The 16,699-nt window shown below is 44.2% G+C and carries 10 protein-coding genes; 2 read left to right on the top strand and 8 right to left on the bottom strand.

The window, feature by feature from the left end; all coding sequences use genetic code 11:
- Positions 1-249: 249 nt before the first annotated feature.
- Genes PNK_RS00680 through PNK_RS00670 form a run of 3 tightly spaced genes read right to left on the bottom strand, consistent with a single transcriptional unit; the run spans position 250 to position 6,800 of the window.
- Positions 250-1,509, bottom strand: a complete 1,260-nt coding sequence (locus PNK_RS00680; RefSeq protein ID WP_059059658.1) for an ArsB/NhaD family transporter — start codon at positions 1,507-1,509, stop codon at positions 250-252.
- 24 nt (positions 1,510-1,533) lie between these two features.
- Positions 1,534-4,824, bottom strand: a complete 3,291-nt coding sequence (treS, locus tag PNK_RS00675) for a maltose alpha-D-glucosyltransferase (RefSeq protein ID WP_059059656.1) — start codon at positions 4,822-4,824, stop codon at positions 1,534-1,536.
- An 8-nt stretch (positions 4,825-4,832) separates the two neighbouring features.
- On the bottom strand, positions 4,833-6,800 hold the full coding sequence (locus tag PNK_RS00670; protein WP_059059655.1) for an alpha-1,4-glucan--maltose-1-phosphate maltosyltransferase: 1,968 nt from the start codon (positions 6,798-6,800) through the stop codon (positions 4,833-4,835).
- A 391-nt stretch (positions 6,801-7,191) separates the two neighbouring features.
- On the opposite strand from PNK_RS00670, the gene PNK_RS00665 reads away from it, so the two are divergent.
- Positions 7,192-7,812: an aspartyl/asparaginyl beta-hydroxylase domain-containing protein gene (locus tag PNK_RS00665; protein ID WP_051981815.1), complete on the top strand. Its 621-nt coding sequence runs from the start codon at positions 7,192-7,194 to the stop codon at positions 7,810-7,812.
- 146 nt (positions 7,813-7,958) lie between these two features.
- Here the strand turns inward: PNK_RS00665 and secA are convergent, their stop codons facing one another.
- Positions 7,959-11,033 carry a preprotein translocase subunit SecA gene (secA, locus tag PNK_RS00660; RefSeq protein ID WP_059059653.1) on the bottom strand — a complete coding sequence of 1,025 codons (3,075 nt, stop codon included), beginning with the start codon at positions 11,031-11,033 and terminating at the stop codon, positions 7,959-7,961.
- Positions 11,034-11,289: 256 nt separating this feature from the next.
- On the opposite strand from secA, the gene PNK_RS00655 reads away from it, so the two are divergent.
- Entirely contained in the window at positions 11,290-12,036 is a 747-nt protein-coding gene (locus tag PNK_RS00655) for a Bax inhibitor-1/YccA family protein (RefSeq protein WP_059059651.1), read from the top strand.
- Positions 12,037-12,192: 156 nt separating this feature from the next.
- On the opposite strand, the gene PNK_RS00650 is transcribed toward PNK_RS00655, so the two are convergent.
- From PNK_RS00650 to PNK_RS00635, 4 genes are all read right to left on the bottom strand, one after another.
- Positions 12,193-12,816, bottom strand: coding sequence for a hypothetical protein (locus PNK_RS00650; RefSeq protein WP_059059649.1), 624 nt, complete (start codon positions 12,814-12,816; stop codon positions 12,193-12,195).
- Between the two features lie 115 nt (positions 12,817-12,931).
- Positions 12,932-13,327 (bottom strand): hypothetical protein, encoded by a 396-nt coding sequence (locus tag PNK_RS00645; RefSeq protein WP_032124797.1) that lies wholly within the window; start codon positions 13,325-13,327, stop codon positions 12,932-12,934.
- 84 nt (positions 13,328-13,411) lie between these two features.
- Positions 13,412-14,731, bottom strand: coding sequence for a phosphopyruvate hydratase (eno, locus tag PNK_RS00640; RefSeq protein ID WP_032124796.1), 1,320 nt, complete (start codon positions 14,729-14,731; stop codon positions 13,412-13,414).
- Positions 14,732-14,915: 184 nt separating this feature from the next.
- Complete coding sequence (locus PNK_RS00635) at positions 14,916-16,673, bottom strand: hypothetical protein (RefSeq protein ID WP_059059647.1); 1,758 nt, start codon at positions 16,671-16,673, stop codon at positions 14,916-14,918.
- Positions 16,674-16,699 lie beyond the last annotated feature (26 nt).

Raw genomic sequence — 16,699 nt, 5'->3', positions numbered from 1 at the left:
CATAACGTTCATGATCGGAAAAGACCGCTACTTCCGAACGCAGATAAAGAGCGGCCCTAGACGGTACAGAGAGGATGATCCATGGAAAAATCTACGACTTTGAATAAAGTGCCATTTATTAGTTGCAGATCTCGATCTGCATAACTTTTTTTATTCTAAAGCTTCGAAAATCATTAATCAAGCAAAGAATGAATCAGAAAAAAGCGGCTGATAGCAGCCGCTTTTTTCTGATTGGGTTTGAAACCTGTTTTAAGCCCAAATCATCCAAAGCACAATCGCAGCCGGTATGACAGCAAAGGCCGTAACCAAAAGGCCATAGCGCATATACGAAGGAAAAGTAATGGTGTGTCCATTCTTCTCTAAAAAACTCACAGCAACAATATTAGCCGAGGCACCGATCGGGGTAATGTTGCCGCCAAGGCATGTTCCAATGAGAAGGCCGAAGACGAGTAAAGGAAGCGAAAAATGGGTGGAATCGGCAACCTGCTGAACGACTGGAATCATGGCAATCAAATAAGGCACGTTGTCGACAAAAGCGGACACAGCGAGGGAAATGATAAGCAAAAACAGATAAATGACCAATAAATTTGCCGGAACATGATTGACAATCCAGACTGCCAATGAATCCATCCAGCCAGCCAAACGAATGGCCCCTACCAGGATGAACAATGCCATTAAGAAAAATGTTGTCTGCCAGTCTAACGTGCGCAAAATGGTGCGCGTCAACTCCCACCGAGGCCCAAAGCGATGCCAAATAAGGCCGGCGATGCCAAGCACCATGGCGACCGAACCGGCCAACCATGTAGACTCTGGATCGAGCGAAGATCCGGCTGCCAAGACAACGATCAGAATGACAAGTAAAAGACTTGGAATCCAAGACTTGACATCTTCCACGCTGATCAGCTTAATCTTTTGATTATGGTGCCTAAATAAATAGAACGCGAACAGTAAAGCAAAAAAGGCTCCTGCCTGGACCACAAAAAAGATACTCGGTTTGCCTAAATACACAAAAAAATCGCCGAAAGTCATCTTCATATAAGACCCCAAAATCATGCTAGGAGGGTCTCCAATCAATGTTGCCGTCCCTTGAAGATTCGAAAACATGGCAAGCAAAATTAAGGGCAGAACCGGTGAAATTTTTAGCTTTTCGCAAAGAGCCAAGGCAACTGGTGCAATCAATAGAACGACAGCCACATTCTCAACAAACATAGAAATGATGCTCGTCAGTACAAAGATATTAATCAGGGCTAAACGAACCGTTTTAGAGCGATCCACCAACCATTCAGCTAAAACTGCCGGGACGCGCGAATACATAAATAATTCGGCTAATATGAGCGTTCCCACAAAGAGTCCCATGACATTCCAATGCACCTCATGCAAGGCTGTCATCACATCTATTTCCTGAACCAGAAGCAGTGCTAAAACGCCTGTCAAAGCAACAGCTGTTTTATGGCGAGGCGAAATAATAAATCCGATATAGCAAATCAAAAAAACGATAAGCGAAGCCATTTTCATTCCTATTTGCAGGGGGGGTTAAAGCATTTTCTCTTCCGATAAGTGCGCTAAGATGCCTTTGCAGGGAAGGTCAATCCAATCAGGCCTTGTATTGAGTTCATAAAGCAACTCGTAAACAGCTTTATCCAGCATGAATATTTTTAACAAGTAAATATTTTCTTTAGAATCAGTACTCAAAATGGGTACAGATGCTGTTTTAACAAGTTCCATGTAAGCCTTCAAAAAAACAGCGCTCACTTGTTGATACCAAAAGTCGGCCCATGGTTCGAATTTTAAAATGAGTTCGGGACGAATCAACTCTTCTCTCAACAACGTTTTATATGCAGCGTAGTGGAAGGAGCGCAACATGCCAGCCACGTCTCTTAAAGGAGAGCGTTTAATGCGCCTGGCCCCCAATGCCTGTAAAGGCTCGCCTTCAAAATCGGTAATGCAAAATCCTTTGCCCTGATACAAAATCTGCCCCAAGTGGTAATCTCCATGAATGCGTGTACGCACAATCGGAAGCCTCACACGAGTCAAACCTTGAAAGGATCTTATTAGCTCGGGCTCGCTGTTTAATACAGCTTCTGCCAAAGAAAGGCTTTTTTCCGAAATACTAGGGAGCGATCGTCTTAAAAACTGAAGCGCTTTACTGACATGGCTGCGCATGGCTTGATAAATCGAGCGTTGATAAAGTGTAGAAAAAGATTCTGGCCGGAAAGCCGGATCATCTGTACGAGAACTCAAAGCAAGGTGCATTTCAGCCGTGCATTGGCCAAGCAAGCGAGCCGCTTCTAAATAGTTGCCTCCAATTAATTCTTCACTTTGTGAAGGGGAATCGGCAACGGCCTTCAATTCCAGATCCTTGCCGGCTAACACCCTCTCAAAATAATTTCTCAAAGCATCTAAGGTAAATGTCCATCCAGAGGTTTCATGGGGCACAAATGTTTGCAACATAGCGATGGCTGTTGGCTGTTTGTCTAATCTCTGCCACTCGATGGCCCCCCTAAATAAAGGAATATGGGTAAACGTTGTTTTTTCAGACAAAAATTTTTCCATTTCAATATCTGAATTAATCCCTTCTTCGAGCTTTCGATAAAGCTTCAAAAAGAATTGATTACCAAAAACAAACGAGGTATTCGTTTGCTCCCCTGCAACTATCTGCGAACTCACGGCCTTTTTGCCTCTATACACCTTCTTATTTAAAACGCCTCCTGGATAGCCATGCAAAAATTGAGAATCGAGCTTGATTGTCCTTTTATTGACAATGATCCCAAATAAGGCAGCTCTCACCTGTTCGCTGTAAATGCCGTCATATAAAATCCCCTCTTGATCACCTACTTGCAAATTGGCGATGACGCTGTGTGGTCGATCCATCAAGATGCTCTCTGCTTCGGACTTAGAAGCAAAAGCTAAAATAATCAAATACGTATCCACATCACCGACTTCAATGTATTTTACTTCGGCGAAGCAAAGCTTTCCATCTCCTAAATCAGCATCCAAAATGACATCGATCCTTTGAATCGTAGCCGTCTTGCGGTCAAACCAGCGCGCATTTCTGAAAAAGGAAGGTAAGATTTTTTGTTCCAGCTTGGATTTGTAGGGAGGCTTTAAGATGTGGTCCCAACTCTTGCTCATGGACAACTTTGGAATTTGCTGCTCATTCGCAAGATGAGCAACAGTCTGGCTAGGCGTAAGAGAAAGCCAAAAAAAGGCATAGGGACTCAAAGTGACATGATACCCTTTGTCTTTGATCTTAGGGAATTTGCTTTGATGGAAGACTTCAACAGGAAGATAACCAACATACTTGCTCATATCCAATTCAGCCGCTTGCGCAAAACGAGAAAGATTGGTGACTATTAATATAATTTCATCCTGATAGCTACGTATAAAGGCTAATACTTTAGAATTGTCGGAGGTTATAAATTCAAGCGATCCAAATCCAAAAGCTTTATGATTTTGACGCACCAACAGGACACGCCGAATCCACCATAAAAGCGAGGAAGGGTTGCGCTCTTGATTTTCTACATTGACCACTTCGTAATGGTAGGCTGGATCAATAATGAGTGGCAAAAAAAGGCGTTGCGGATTGGCTTTTGAAAAACCTGCATTGCGGTCTGAGCTCCATTGCATAGGCGTACGCACGCCATTGCGATCGCCCAAGTAATAATTATCCCCCATTCCAATCTCATCACCATAATAAATGACTGGTGTTCCAGGAAGAGAAAACAAAAGAATGTTCATCAACTGAATCTTGAAGCGGTCATTGTCTAGTAAAGGAGCTAACCTGCGTCGAATGCCAAGATTAATGCGAGCCTTGGGATCTTTGGCATAAATGCGGTACATATAATCGCGCTCCTCATCGGATACCATCTCAAGTGTAAGCTCATCGTGGTTGCGCAAAAACATGATCCATTGGCACGTAGGAGGCAAAACAGGCGTCTGTTCGAGGATATCTATGATGGGAAAGCGGTCTTCCATTTGAATCGCCATGAAAAGACGAGGCATGACAGGAAAATGGAAGGCCATATGACATTCATCTCCGCTGCCAAAATAAGCCACAGCCTCTTCCGGCCACTGATTGGCTTCGGCAATCAAGACTCGATCTTGAAATTTATCTTCTACATGGAGCCGAAGCTTCTTAATAAACGCGTGCGTCTTTGGTAGATTTTCACAATTGGTTCCGTCGCTTTCAAACAAGTAAGGGACCGCGTCCAAACGCAATCCATCGACTCCCATTTTAAACCAAAAATCCAGGGCTCGTAAAACCTCTTTCTGAACAAGCGGATTTTCAAAATTGAGATCGGGCTGATGGGAATAAAAGCGGTGCCAATAATAAGCCTTTGCAAGCGGATCCCAAGACCAATTTGAAGACTCGAAATCCTGAAAGATGATCCGAGCGTCCTCATATTTACTAGGCGTATCACTCCACACGTAAAAGTTGCGCCAGGCTGATCCAGGAGCAGCTCTACGAGCTCTTTGAAACCAGGGATGCTGATCAGAAGTGTGATTAATAACAAGCTCGGTGATGATGCGCATCCCTCTTTTATGAGCTTCATTCAAAAAACGTCGAAAGTCATTGAGTTTGCCATAAGAGGAATGAATCGTGTAGTAATCAGAAATATCGTAGCCATCATCTTTTAAGGGCGAGGAATAGAAAGGCAGCAACCAGATTGCAGTGACTCCAAGCGATTCTAAATAAGTGAGTTTAGCCTCAAGCCCCGGAAAATCTCCTATACCATCGTCATTGAGGTCATAGAAGCTCTTGACATGCAACTGATAAATGACGGCTTGTTTAAACCATAAAGGGTCTTTCCCTTTTCCTTCCATGACTTCCTCTACATAAAATATTCAAAATCCATTTCTCTGAGCAACCGTCGTTGAATGCGAAAGATCTTCACAGGCATGTCCTTTGGATGAAGAATCATTGGCTGACTTCCCCCTTCCCAAATTGCATAACGATCACTCAAGAGCTCATGTACCCGGTAAGGCTCCTGCGGCTGTATGCCAAGCTCCTCCAACGGAATCGTCAATGTACCCTCTTGCAGATTAAAGGCATCTAAGCTCACGACAATCAGTAGATTATTTGAGGGATTCTCGCAAAATTTGCCATAGCAGAGAATATTAGCATTGTCTACTGGAAGAAACTGCAAATTAGCCGTCATGTGAAGGGCTTCATTTTCGCGCCGAATTTGGTTGATTTGAGCAATGAAACTGGCTAGGCTTTTGGGATCGTTTCGATTCCAGCGTTTTCGTTCATACTTTTCAGAATCGCGATACTCCTCCGTTCCAGGCAATGCGTCTTGAATCATGAGTTCAAAAGCTGGGCCGTAAATGCCATAGTTGGAAGAAAGGGTCGCAGCCAAGGCAAAACGGACCATAAAAGTCGCTTTGTTACCCATTTGAAGCTCTTCTGTCAAAATATCTGGCGTATTCGGCCAAAAATTGGGTCGAAAATACTCTTTGAGATCAGTTGAGGTTAGTTCTGTTAAATATTCAATCAATTCTTGCTTGGTGTGGCGCCAAGCAAAATAGGTGTAGGACTGACTAAATCCTATTTTGGCTAGCCAATACATCACCTTGGGCCTCGTAAAGGCCTCTGCCAAGAAAATAACATCTGGAAAGTCCTGCTTGATTGTTCGAATGACCCACTCCCAAAAAGGAAATGGCTTCGTATGAGGATTGTCAATGCGAAAAATTTTGATGCCTAATCGAATCCAGTGCAAAAAAATGCTTCTCAACTCCTCCCACAAAGCTTGCCAAGCCTCTGTCTCAAAAAAGAAAGGAACAATATCCTCATATTTCTTAGGAGGATTTTCTGCGTATTGAATCGTTTGGTCGGGACGCCAACGAAACCAATTTGGATGCTCTTTTACATAGGGATGGTCCAAGGAACATTGAAAAGCAATATCTAAAGCAACATCCAAGCCCAAATAGGTTGCCGCCTGCACAAAATGGCGCAACTCTTCTTCTGTCCCAAGTTCTGGATGAATGGTCTTATGTCCTCCTACTTGAGATCCAATCGCCCAAGGACTCCCAAGATCGCCAGCCAAGGCATCGGAGCTATTATTTTTTCCTTTCCGTTTTGAGATCCCAATCGGATGAATGGGTGAAAGATAGAGGACATCAAAACCCATCTTGGCAATCCCTGGCAATAGCTCCTCGCAATCCTTAAACGTTCCCGACTGCTCTCCGCTCGAACGGGGAAATAACTCGTACCAGGCACTAAAACCGGCTTTGGGAGGATCGACAGAGAGAGGCAAAGGATGTGGAAGCGTCGTTTCCCACTGCCGATTAGGATAGCAGTTGCGCATCAACTGTGTAAGAGTCGGATCAGTTGCCAGTAAAATGGCCTGCTTCTGATTTCTAGCCCCTTCAATTGCCAGCAACCACTCCCTCAATTGCTGTTCTTCTCTGCAGCATAACGCCTCCTGGATCATTTGCAAGCCGATCTGCAAGTCGATCTCAATCGGAGAGGCTGCCTTAAATTTCTTTTCTAAGTCTTTTTGCCACGTTTCAAAATAGTCAATCCATGCAATGATGTTATAAAAACTCATTCCAATTGCCTGAGTAATGAAACGGCCTAACCAACGATCATTGCTTTTTGGCTCCATCACAATTTCTTGCCACTCCGCCTCTCTGTCAGAGCGGACATACAAATAGGCCGCAACTTTGTAATGGCCATCCGTAAAGATATCCGCCTCCACCACGACCTCTTCACCAATCACGCGCTTAATGGCGAAACGGCCAGCCTCAATTTGCGGGCTCACATTCGAGATCACAACTCTTCGCCTTCCCTCTTCCATGCAAGTACTTTCCCCCCCCTCTTTGATCCAGCACGACTAAAGGCAAAAGTTAACACTCTCCCAATTAAAGAAATATTTATATTCTCGGAAATGACTAATTTAACCGTTTAGACGGTAAAATTAGTCATTTACCCCCAAATAACAACTAAAAATATTTTATTTTTAAGTATTACTGCTATATCGGTAAAAAAATACACTAGAGTGAAGAATGGATATCAATAATGAACAGATAGAAATACCATTCTCGTCGATCAGCACCTTTAGATAGATGGCTTTAGTTCACTTGAGAAAACAAGGAACTTTTTATCCGGAAGTTTTAAATTATTTTTTTAACTACGTGCTATAATAAAAAAGGCAGCATAAAAATATAAAAAAAGCCTAGGAGATGTCTATGCTACCTTTCAAATACGATGAGCAAACTCCTTTTTATCCGGTCGATAATTTCATCGACATGCACGATGTCCAAGTCAACTTCCCCATCATTCAAGAAGAACTTCTCAAAAACAAGGTCTGGCTTCACTGGGGAAGTGATGCCTATGATCAAAGTGGCCACTGTAAATTTTTGAGTGGCGACTGGACGATTTGCCCTCTCTACTTCGGCAACTATTCGGGTGATGGGATGGAAATTAGCGCTAATTTAACCGCGGCTCAAAAAGACGAGCTATTAGCCTCTCTTCCTCTCCGTTTTCCAGCTTCCACAGCCCTTTTTAAACACTTTCCCCGCATCAACTTTGCAGGCCTTTCAAGACTCCATCCCCAAAGTGAACTGGCTCCTCATAGGCATAACAATCCCCATTCTTTCATTTTTCATTTGGGCCTCATTATTCCAGAAGGTGGGCTTTGCGGCTTAAAGGTTGGAGATCAGGTGCATACCTGGACTAAAGCCGGTGAAGCCATTGTCTTCAATGACAACCTAGAACACAGCGCTTGGAATCACTCAGACGAAGAGCGCGTCATCCTGTATATCGATTTTTTAAGGCCTTTAGAAATGTTTAAACGGCTGATGTACTGATCTTTTATGAGCAGCTTGGCAAGTTATTTAGAGACGCAAAAAAAAAAGACCGTGAAAATAATAAACCCCTATCACCGTTTAAGTAATAGGGGTTTGGGGCCAAATGGGAGGCGTTTCACTAGCTGAGGGCGCTTTCCCTTTGTTTATTATGCCATTTCAGACTGGTGACAACATTTCTTATATTTTTTGCCACTTCCACAAGGACACAAGTCATTGCGTCCCGTGCGCTGCCCCACCACGATAGGCTCTGCCTTTTGCGCTTCCGGAGACTGCTCTTCTTCTTCGCTAGACTCATCCATTTCATCGGCTTCTGGAGCCATCGGCTGAATGTTCTGTAAATCTGCAAACAACGAACGATTGGTCTCCATGCGCAGCCCTGCTTGCAGCAGTTGCTGAAGCGTTTGCTGTGGAGCAATGATCTCAAAACGGAACATCGAACGAGCCACTTCTGTGCGAAGTGTGCGGCTCAATTCATCGAACAAGGCAAAAGCCTCATGCTTAAATTCCATTAAAGGATCGCGCTGCCCAACAGCACGCAAAGTCACATCTGAGCGCAAGTGATCCATGCGCAAGAGATGCTCCTGCCACATTTGATCGGTTTTGCGAATCATCAGGTTGCGTACTGCGCTATGAGCCGGACGAGCAGGTTCACCATCGGCAATCAGCTGCGCTGGCACTTTTGCATTTTCGCGCGCCAATTTCTCTTTGAAAGCCTCGACAACTTTTTCAGCAGCCAATGCTTCAATCTCTTCGATCTCCATATGCTCTTGGTCAAACGCATTCTCATCAAAAGTCACAGGGAAAAGGTGGAGAAGCCACTGACGGTATCCTTCTGGATCCCATCCCCCTTCATCCGACCTGCTCTGAAAGAATTTATCGGCGCCAAGTGCGCAAACACTTTCAATCACTTCGATGGCCACAGGTTCGATATCTTCCACTCCAATGATTTCATTGCGGAAGGCATAGATTTCCTGCCTTTGCTTATTCATGACGTCGTCATACTCTAAGGTATGCTTACGCATGGTATAGTTGCGCTGTTCGACCCGCTTCTGCGCTGTTTCGATCGATTTATTGAGCATGCGGGCAGAAATGGGCTCCCCTTCTGGCGGACGAAACTTTTGCAAGACGCCTGTGATGCGAGGAGAGGCAAATAAGCGGAGCAAGGCATCTTCAAACGAGATGTAAAATTTGGAATTACCGGGATCTCCTTGACGCGCACAACGCCCTCTTAGCTGACGATCGATACGGCGAGATTGGTGACGCGTTGTTCCCATCACGTACAGACCGCCAACTTCAGCAACACCCGCTTCCAGCTTGATGTCTGTTCCACGGCCAGCCATGTTGGTGGCAATGGTGATGGATCCGCGCTTACCAGCTTGAGCCACAATCTCCGCTTCGCGCTCGTTCTGCTTCGCATTCAAGACAGTATGCTCAAGGCCGTTTTGCTTGAAAATGCGCGATAGCTTTTCGGAAACCTCCACTGACTCTGTTCCGATGAGGATCGGACGCCCTTTTTCGTGAATCTCACGAACTTCTTTGAGCATGGCGTTATACTTTTCTCTTTCCGTCATGTAAATTTCGTCATTGAAGTCCTGACGCTTATTGGGACGGTGAGTCGGGATTTCGAGAACGTCGAGCTTGTAAATTTCTTTAAACTCGTTCGCCTCGGTCGTCGCCGTACCTGTCATACCGGATAGCTTTTCATACATGCGGAAGAAGTTTTGCAGTGTAATCGTCGCATACGTTTGGGTCTCTTTTTGAATCTCTACGCCTTCTTTCGCTTCAATCGCCTGGTGCAAACCATCTGAGAAGCGTCTTCCTGGCTGAGGACGTCCCGTATTTTCGTCGATGATGACAATTTTATTGTCGTAAATGATGTAGTCGACATCTTTTTCCATGAGCAAGTGCGCACGGAGCAGCTGACGCAAGTTATGCGCACGTTCTTTACGCTTGGCATCTTCTTCTTTAATCTGCATCTTGCGCGCCATTTTGGCTTCAGCGTCTAAACTTGCGTCTTCGTCGATGCGAATGTATTCATCGCTGATATCCATCATGATGAAGTCTTCTGCACTGCCAATGCCGCCAGTATAGGTCTGCCATGCACCAATGCCCTTATCCGTCAGCTCGTATTCATTGCCCTTTTCGTCAACGATCATGTAGAGCTCGGCCAAGGTTTGGATGCGCTCCTCCTTGTTTTGTTCGGCGTGGTAGTAAAGGTCCCATTTATCAATCGCTGCGCGGACATCGGGATTTTCTTTTAAACGCTTGAGAATCTTGTTTTGCGGTGTACCCTTTCCAACCAGCCACAATTTGCGGTAAGCCTCTTGCTCAGCCTCTTCTTGCTTCTTGTCTTTTTTAGCATTCTCATCAGCAAGGGCCAGTTGATCGAAAACTTTACGCGCATCGGTTGCCAAACGGCTGCAAAGATCGCGTTGACGCCGTACCAGTTCAGCCACCCCTTCTTTCAGCTCATCATACATTTGGCGGCTATCGGGAACTGGACCTGAAATGATCAAAGGCGTACGAGCTTCGTCGATCAAGATAGAATCGACTTCGTCGATAATCGCAAAATAATAACCGCGCTGAACTTGCTCATCCTTCGACATAGCCATCGAATTATCGCGCAAATAGTCAAACCCAAATTCTGAGGCCGTTCCATACACTACATCACAAGCATAAATCTGCTTGCGGCCTTCGATCGGAACGCTATTAGTCAAAGCACCCGTTGTCAGGCCAAGCCAACGGAGAACCGTTCCAACCCATTCGCAGTCGCGTTGCGCCAAATAATCGTTAACAGTAATGAGATGAACGGGCTTACCAGTTAAGGCATTGAGATAGAGCGGCATGACCGCTGTCAACGTTTTTCCTTCCCCAGTATGCATCTCGGAAATCGCACCGCTATGCATGGCGATACCGCCAAGAATCTGCACATCGTACGGAACCATGTCCCAACGTTGATTATAGCCAGACACGTGTACTTCTGTTCCGCTTAATCGCCGACACACATTTTTGACAACGGCATAAGCCTCTGGTAGGATTTGATCAAGAGTCTCCCCTTTTTGCAAACGCTGACGAAACTCTTCCGTTTTGCCTTTCAGTTGCTCGTCACTCAAAGACTTAAACTTTTCGTCCCACCGATTAACATCGACGACGATTTTTCGATATCTATTCAATAGGCGGTCATGAGCACTGCCGAAGATTTTCTTGAGGAATCCAAACATATCTTTACATCTCTTTTAAATTGACCAAAAAAGCCCAACATCCTCCGTTCCAAGTTCATTGGGGCATATAAACGTAGTGTTTAATCATAGGGCAATAAGTCTTTTCTTTCAAAATATTTAAAATCCTAAGAGTTGAAAAAATAGCAAAGAGGCAATCCATTTGCTAAATTTGTTTTCTCAAAGACTTGTCAAATAAAAATGAGAGGCGGTAAACTATTCTTATTAACTCTTATCAACATAAGCAAAAGGAGATCTCATGAGATCCTCTAATCCGGCTCTTTTATCCAATCCCTTTTCTGGTTTTGGATTAGTCTCAGACTCAAATTCGATGACAATTCGCGGAACTGTCAATAAAACAGCCATTTTACTTTTAATGGTTCTTCTCCCGGCCCTTTGGGTATGGAAAGCGTACTTTAACGCCGGTCAGAACCCGGCTGTCGTTCAAACCTGGATGATGGTGGGTTTAATTGGTGGATTCATTTTATCTCTCGTCACCGTCTTTAAAAAAGAGTGGGCTCCTATCACGGCTCCTCTTTATGCGTTGATGGAAGGATTATTTTTGGGTGGCATTTCAGGCATCTTTGAAAGCGCTTATCCGGGCATCGTCATGCAAGCAGTCAGCTTGACCATTGCGACTTTGCTTGTGATGCTCGTGATATATCAAACGGGCTTGATCAAGCCAACAGAGAACTTTAAGCTAGGCGTGGTTGCAGCTACAGGGGGCATTGCACTCGTTTATTTTGTTGCCATTATCCTAGGATTTTTCGGTATCAATGTCTCTTTCATTACAGGAAGCGGCTTATTTAGCATTTTATTCAGCGTGTTCGTCGTTTGTATTGCAGCCTTAAATTTTATCATCGACTTTGACTTTATCGAACAAGGTGCCCGTGCAAATGTTCCAAAATATATGGAATGGTATGGTGCCTTTGCTCTCATGGTCACATTAGTTTGGCTGTATATTGAAATCCTGCGCTTGCTTTCCAAGCTGAGCGACCGGCGCTAAACAGCCCACTTTACCCCCTAAATCACGCCTGAACCACTACTAAAACTTGGCAAGCGGAAGATTAAACACGGAAAAGCGTGTCTCTAATAAAGAATTTAGGAGAGTTGGGTTTAAGGGGGAGGGCTTAGCCCTCCCTTATACCGAATGGCCGGGAATTTAAGCTGTCCTGCGGATCAGCCGTTGGACAGAATCTTGAAAATCTCTCAAAGCCCCAATAGCTTCTTGCAAATACTGTTTTAAATGAGCAATGCTATCATGTGCAAGACGCGTAAAAGTTTCCCGTCGAGTAGGTGCAGTTTCTCTAAGGCTCAGTCTGCTTTTTAATTCCTCTAAATGGATGCTAATTCCCTGTCGATAGCGCTCAATCCAATGGGAATCGCGTCTCATTGCTAACTCGCCCAAAAATTCTTCTATTAAGACAACGTCATTATCCAAGTCATTTCCTAGTCTGTCATAAAAATTTTGAAAATCAGTTTCCAAGCGCTGCGCCTGGTCTAAACTTATTCCAAGATTGACTGGTTCGGCTTTTTGGCAAGATAAAATGAGGAGGGCAATCAAACTTACAGCTCCAGATGTTAGGAACAAAGGCAAGGCCGAGGGAGCGAGAATCGCTGCCGCCATTGCGCCGACTCCGCTTAAAAGCCCAATTGCTTTGAGCATGCCAGAGGTTCCAAGTGACCTTTCTACGATTTGTTGCACACGATTGTCGCGAGGTACTTGTGCGAGCTGCGGAGCATACGGATGCAACTCGACTCCTTGATGTTGATCAATTCGATTCATATTACCTCATAGGTTTTGAATTTCTTAAATTACAAATAGATTAGGATTAATTTATTAAAATTTAGTAAATATCAAATTTAGAAATGATACAGAAGGGGCAAAAAGGCAAGTCATTCTAGCGAACGCCGGTCAGATAGTCGTAAAAATCGGCTTCAGTGGTAATTAAAATACTATGATAGAGTCCACAAATGGGTTGGGCAGCATCAAGAACCTCTTGATCTCCAACCCCCGGCATGCAGATAGCATCCAGGTGAGGGATGATTCTTTGTTCTTCCAGCATTTTTAAACCCGATAAGTAATCTTGCGTACTAAATCCTTCTTCGGCAACGCGAAAAAAAATCAAATTGCGCTTAAAAAGAAGTGCTTGCACGGCATAATAGAGTCCCTTGCTTTGATTGGGAGGATTGCCAAAGTATTCGTCCAATTCTTCTAAATACTGGCAAAAATAGGCTGTGCGAAAGTCTCCTCTCTCAGCCTCTCCAAATAAGGCGATTGTATAAACCGTATCCATGCTCTTTGTCGTTGTAATGGCTGCACAGCACTGTCTTCATGGACCAAAGCTGTGCGGCCAGGTTAAAAGGGAAAAATGCAAAATCTAAAGGATGCTTGCCTTTGGATAGCGAAACCGATTGCTATCTTGATAAAGAGCCGTCGTCCCGAGTCCAGATTCAATTGCCAATAAACGATTATATTTCGCAATGCGATCTGAACGCGATAGAGAACCCGTTTTAATTTGGCCAGCATTGGTCGCCACGCAAATGTCAGCAATGATACTATCTTCTGTTTCCCCTGACCGATGTGAAATGATGGTTGCATAGCGGTTGATTTGGGCCAAACGGATGGTTTCGAGCGTTTCGCTCAAGGTTCCAATTTGATTGACCTTGACTAATATCGAATTGCCAACTCCCATTTCGATCCCTCTGCGCAAGAATTTGGGATTGGTTACAAAAATGTCATCTCCTACGATCTGAACAGTATGGCCCAAACGCTCTGTTAAACGCTGCCATCCATCCCAATCCCCTTCAGCCAAGGCATCTTCGATGGAATCTATGGGATAATTTTGGCATAATTGGGCTAAGTAATCGATCTGCTCATCAGCAGCCCGTTCGGCAAAATTCTCATTCCTTAACTTTTTCTTCTTCTCGAAGTAGCGATGAGTGCTTTTATCGTAAAATTCAGAGGCAGCACAATCGAGCGCCAAAGTCACTTGAGAACCAGGTCGGTAGCCAGCCTTCTCAATGGCTAATAAGATCAAATCTAAAGCTTCTTCATTCGAATTTAAAGAAGGCGCAAATCCACCCTCATCCCCAACAGCCGTAACATGGCCGGCCTTCTTTAGAATGCCTTTGAGTGTGTGAAAAATCTCCGCCCCCCAACGAACTGCTTCGCGGAAATTGGGAGCGCCTGTTGGGCGAATCATGAATTCTTGAAAATCGAGCGAATTGTCTGCATGAGCGCCGCCATTGATGATATTCATCATGGGGCACGGTAAAATATGGGTATGGGCTCCACCAATATAGCGGTAAAGAGGAAGCTTAGTCGTCAAAGCGCCAGCCCTCGCAAGGGCGAGGGAAGCTGCCAAGATCGCATTGGCGCCAAAGCGTCTCTTATTGTCAGTTCCATCGGCTTCGATCATCATGCGATCGAGTCTTTCCTGATCGCATACATGCTCTCCCACCAAAATCTGCGCAATCGGACCATTGATATTGGCAATAGCCTTCAAGACTCCTTTTCCAAAGTAATAATCGGGATCTCCATCGCGCAATTCTACTGCTTCATTTTCTCCGGTTGAGGCACCAGATGGAACAGAGGCTTTGACCATCACATTTTGATCGGTCGTCAATTCTACTTCAACTGTTGGATTCCCTCTAGAGTCGAGGATTTCTCTTCCTTTCAAAGACCTTACGTATGCCATATATCCCTCTTGCTTGATCGAATGCTAAACATAAGGCAGGCATGCTTAAAGTACAAATATTTCTTAAGCTTGTTAAAAACTCCCCTTAGGCAAAAAGAGGGCTATAAGGTGGATTATAAAGGAGCTCGATAGGGCTGGCCGCATCATGCCAGCCTATCGAATCAAAGGAATGGAAGTCTATCCCTCAAGTAAAGTTTAGGAATGCCGAACTATTGTGCGGAAAAGGGCTTCGCATTGGAATTTGATCATATCTATGCTCTAAGCGTGAACGGCAAAAGAGAAAGGTGTCTGCAAATTGATAAAGAAACTGCAAATTCTCATCTGCCTCTACATGCCCCAATCGGTGCTGAGTAGCTAAAAAGCCTTCTAAAGCCACATATCTCTCATTGGCCGGATAGGTCTGCCCTTCTAGCCTGCGAAGGTGAATCATTGCATCATGGATATCTGTAAAGTGATCTTCCATTTCATGAGCAATCGCTAGAATGTTAGTCAATGCCTGTGGCGAAAGTTGAGTAAGTAGGCCTTTATTTAAAATGGCTTTTAAATAATCGGCACAAAATGAAAAATTACTAATATCTTTACACATGATCGTGCGGCAAATGGCGATGATCTTTTCGGTCTTTTCAATAGAAAAAGGCAAGCTTTCTAAGCCTTTCAAATAAAAATGGAAGTACAGAGAGGCATATTTAGGATTGGTATAGCTCAAAGCCCATTGCTGATCATTCAATAAATCATAATAAAGCGCTCCGATTTCTAAAAACTTTCGAGGAGTTTCCTCAAAGGTGTCCCATTCCCCGCTTAGACTATAGGCTCCTCGATAGAGTTGAATCGCTCGAGCGTAGACTTGGAGGGCCCCCTCTCTCTTGTCCATGATCAAAAAAAAACGAGCAATTGAAACAGCTTCGTCAACAGACTGGAGCCTGGTCTGCGAGTAGCGATCCATTATTGCCTGACAAATGGATTCAGCCTTTTGATGCTCTTGGCAAGATATGCACATCTCCCCCAATCGCGATAAAGTCAGCAGGGATTGCGAGTGAAGCTCTAATCGATCCAAAAAAAATGCAAGGCGTTCCTTGATGAGACCTGCATCTTCATGAGTGTTATATCCAGTAGCTAACTTATCATTAATATCTTCCTCCTTTTCTCCCTTATACGTGCATAAAAGATATAAGAGAGCGATGCTCTGATCGTCTGAAGCCTCTTCCAAGAACTTATTCAAGAATTCACCGTTATCTTCATCTGGATCACGATAGAGTAGGGAGTCTCCTAAGCAAATCAAAATCCCCTCTCCCTCGTTTGCCAATAATGTGAATACCACCTTCAGAAACGAATCAATCTGTTGGGTTTCAGACTCTGCTAATTTTGTAACCCAATAGTCTCTGGAAACCCAGTAAGCCCCTTGTTCGATTGCTTGAAGATAATAAGAAGAGGTTTTTTCTCCACTATTCGGAAATAAAGTCAATAGATTACCAAAAATAAAAAGATCGCCGTTAGACTCAGCCTTTGTTGCTTTTTGCTCAATAAGCTCGTATGTGCCCCTATTTTTGCCAAGTTCCTCTTCTAAAATAGCGCTGCGCTCAATCCCCTTCATGTACATCTTTAAATTCAAGTCTATGGGGAAAGTACTGCGCGGAAAATGAGCCCGGAGCAATTCATAACCTTTAGTGCAAAAACCACTCTCTCTTCCTTGGCTTAAGCGTTTGAATAGCCTGGTTAAAAAATAACTCCGCTTGTGACTAATATTCCTCTCTTTCGCTTCTGACCAATCGGTGAGCATTCCTTCTCTTGCCGCCACGCACTCCCAAGTGGGATCGCTTAAACTAAAAAATTCATGGGAAACCATCTCAAATTTAAATGAGGGTAAAAAAATTGAGAAAAAGAGCCGAATCGGCTGTTGAAGGGCAATGAGAGTCCAGACACTAGCAAAGCGAAGATAAGCCATTAATTTTAAAAGAGAGCGGCACTCAA

It is taken from the genome of Candidatus Protochlamydia naegleriophila, from assembly GCF_001499655.1.
Lineage (GTDB): Bacteria > Chlamydiota > Chlamydiia > Chlamydiales > Parachlamydiaceae > Protochlamydia > Protochlamydia naegleriophila.
The sequence above is the reverse complement of the archived record's forward strand: the minus strand, read 5'-3'. Positions and strand labels throughout refer to the sequence as shown.

Coding starts and splice junctions, on each gene's coding strand:
- PNK_RS00655 (WP_059059651.1), top strand. CDS start 11,290: ATGAGATCCTCTAATCCGGCTCTTTTATCCAATCCCTTTTCTGGTTTT.
- PNK_RS00680 (WP_059059658.1), bottom strand. CDS start 1,509: ATGGCTTCGCTTATCGTTTTTTTGATTTGCTATATCGGATTTATTATT.
- PNK_RS00645 (WP_032124797.1), bottom strand. CDS start 13,327: ATGGATACGGTTTATACAATCGCCTTATTTGGAGAGGCTGAGAGAGGA.
- PNK_RS00650 (WP_059059649.1), bottom strand. CDS start 12,816: ATGAATCGAATTGATCAACATCAAGGAGTCGAGTTGCATCCGTATGCT.
- eno (WP_032124796.1), bottom strand. CDS start 14,731: ATGGCATACGTAAGGTCTTTGAAAGGAAGAGAAATCCTCGACTCTAGA.
- PNK_RS00635 (WP_059059647.1), bottom strand. CDS start 16,673: ATGGCTTATCTTCGCTTTGCTAGTGTCTGGACTCTCATTGCCCTTCAA.
- secA (WP_059059653.1), bottom strand. CDS start 11,033: ATGTTTGGATTCCTCAAGAAAATCTTCGGCAGTGCTCATGACCGCCTA.
- PNK_RS00665 (WP_051981815.1), top strand. CDS start 7,192: ATGCTACCTTTCAAATACGATGAGCAAACTCCTTTTTATCCGGTCGAT.
- treS (WP_059059656.1), bottom strand. CDS start 4,824: ATGGAAGGAAAAGGGAAAGACCCTTTATGGTTTAAACAAGCCGTCATT.
- PNK_RS00670 (WP_059059655.1), bottom strand. CDS start 6,800: ATGGAAGAGGGAAGGCGAAGAGTTGTGATCTCGAATGTGAGCCCGCAA.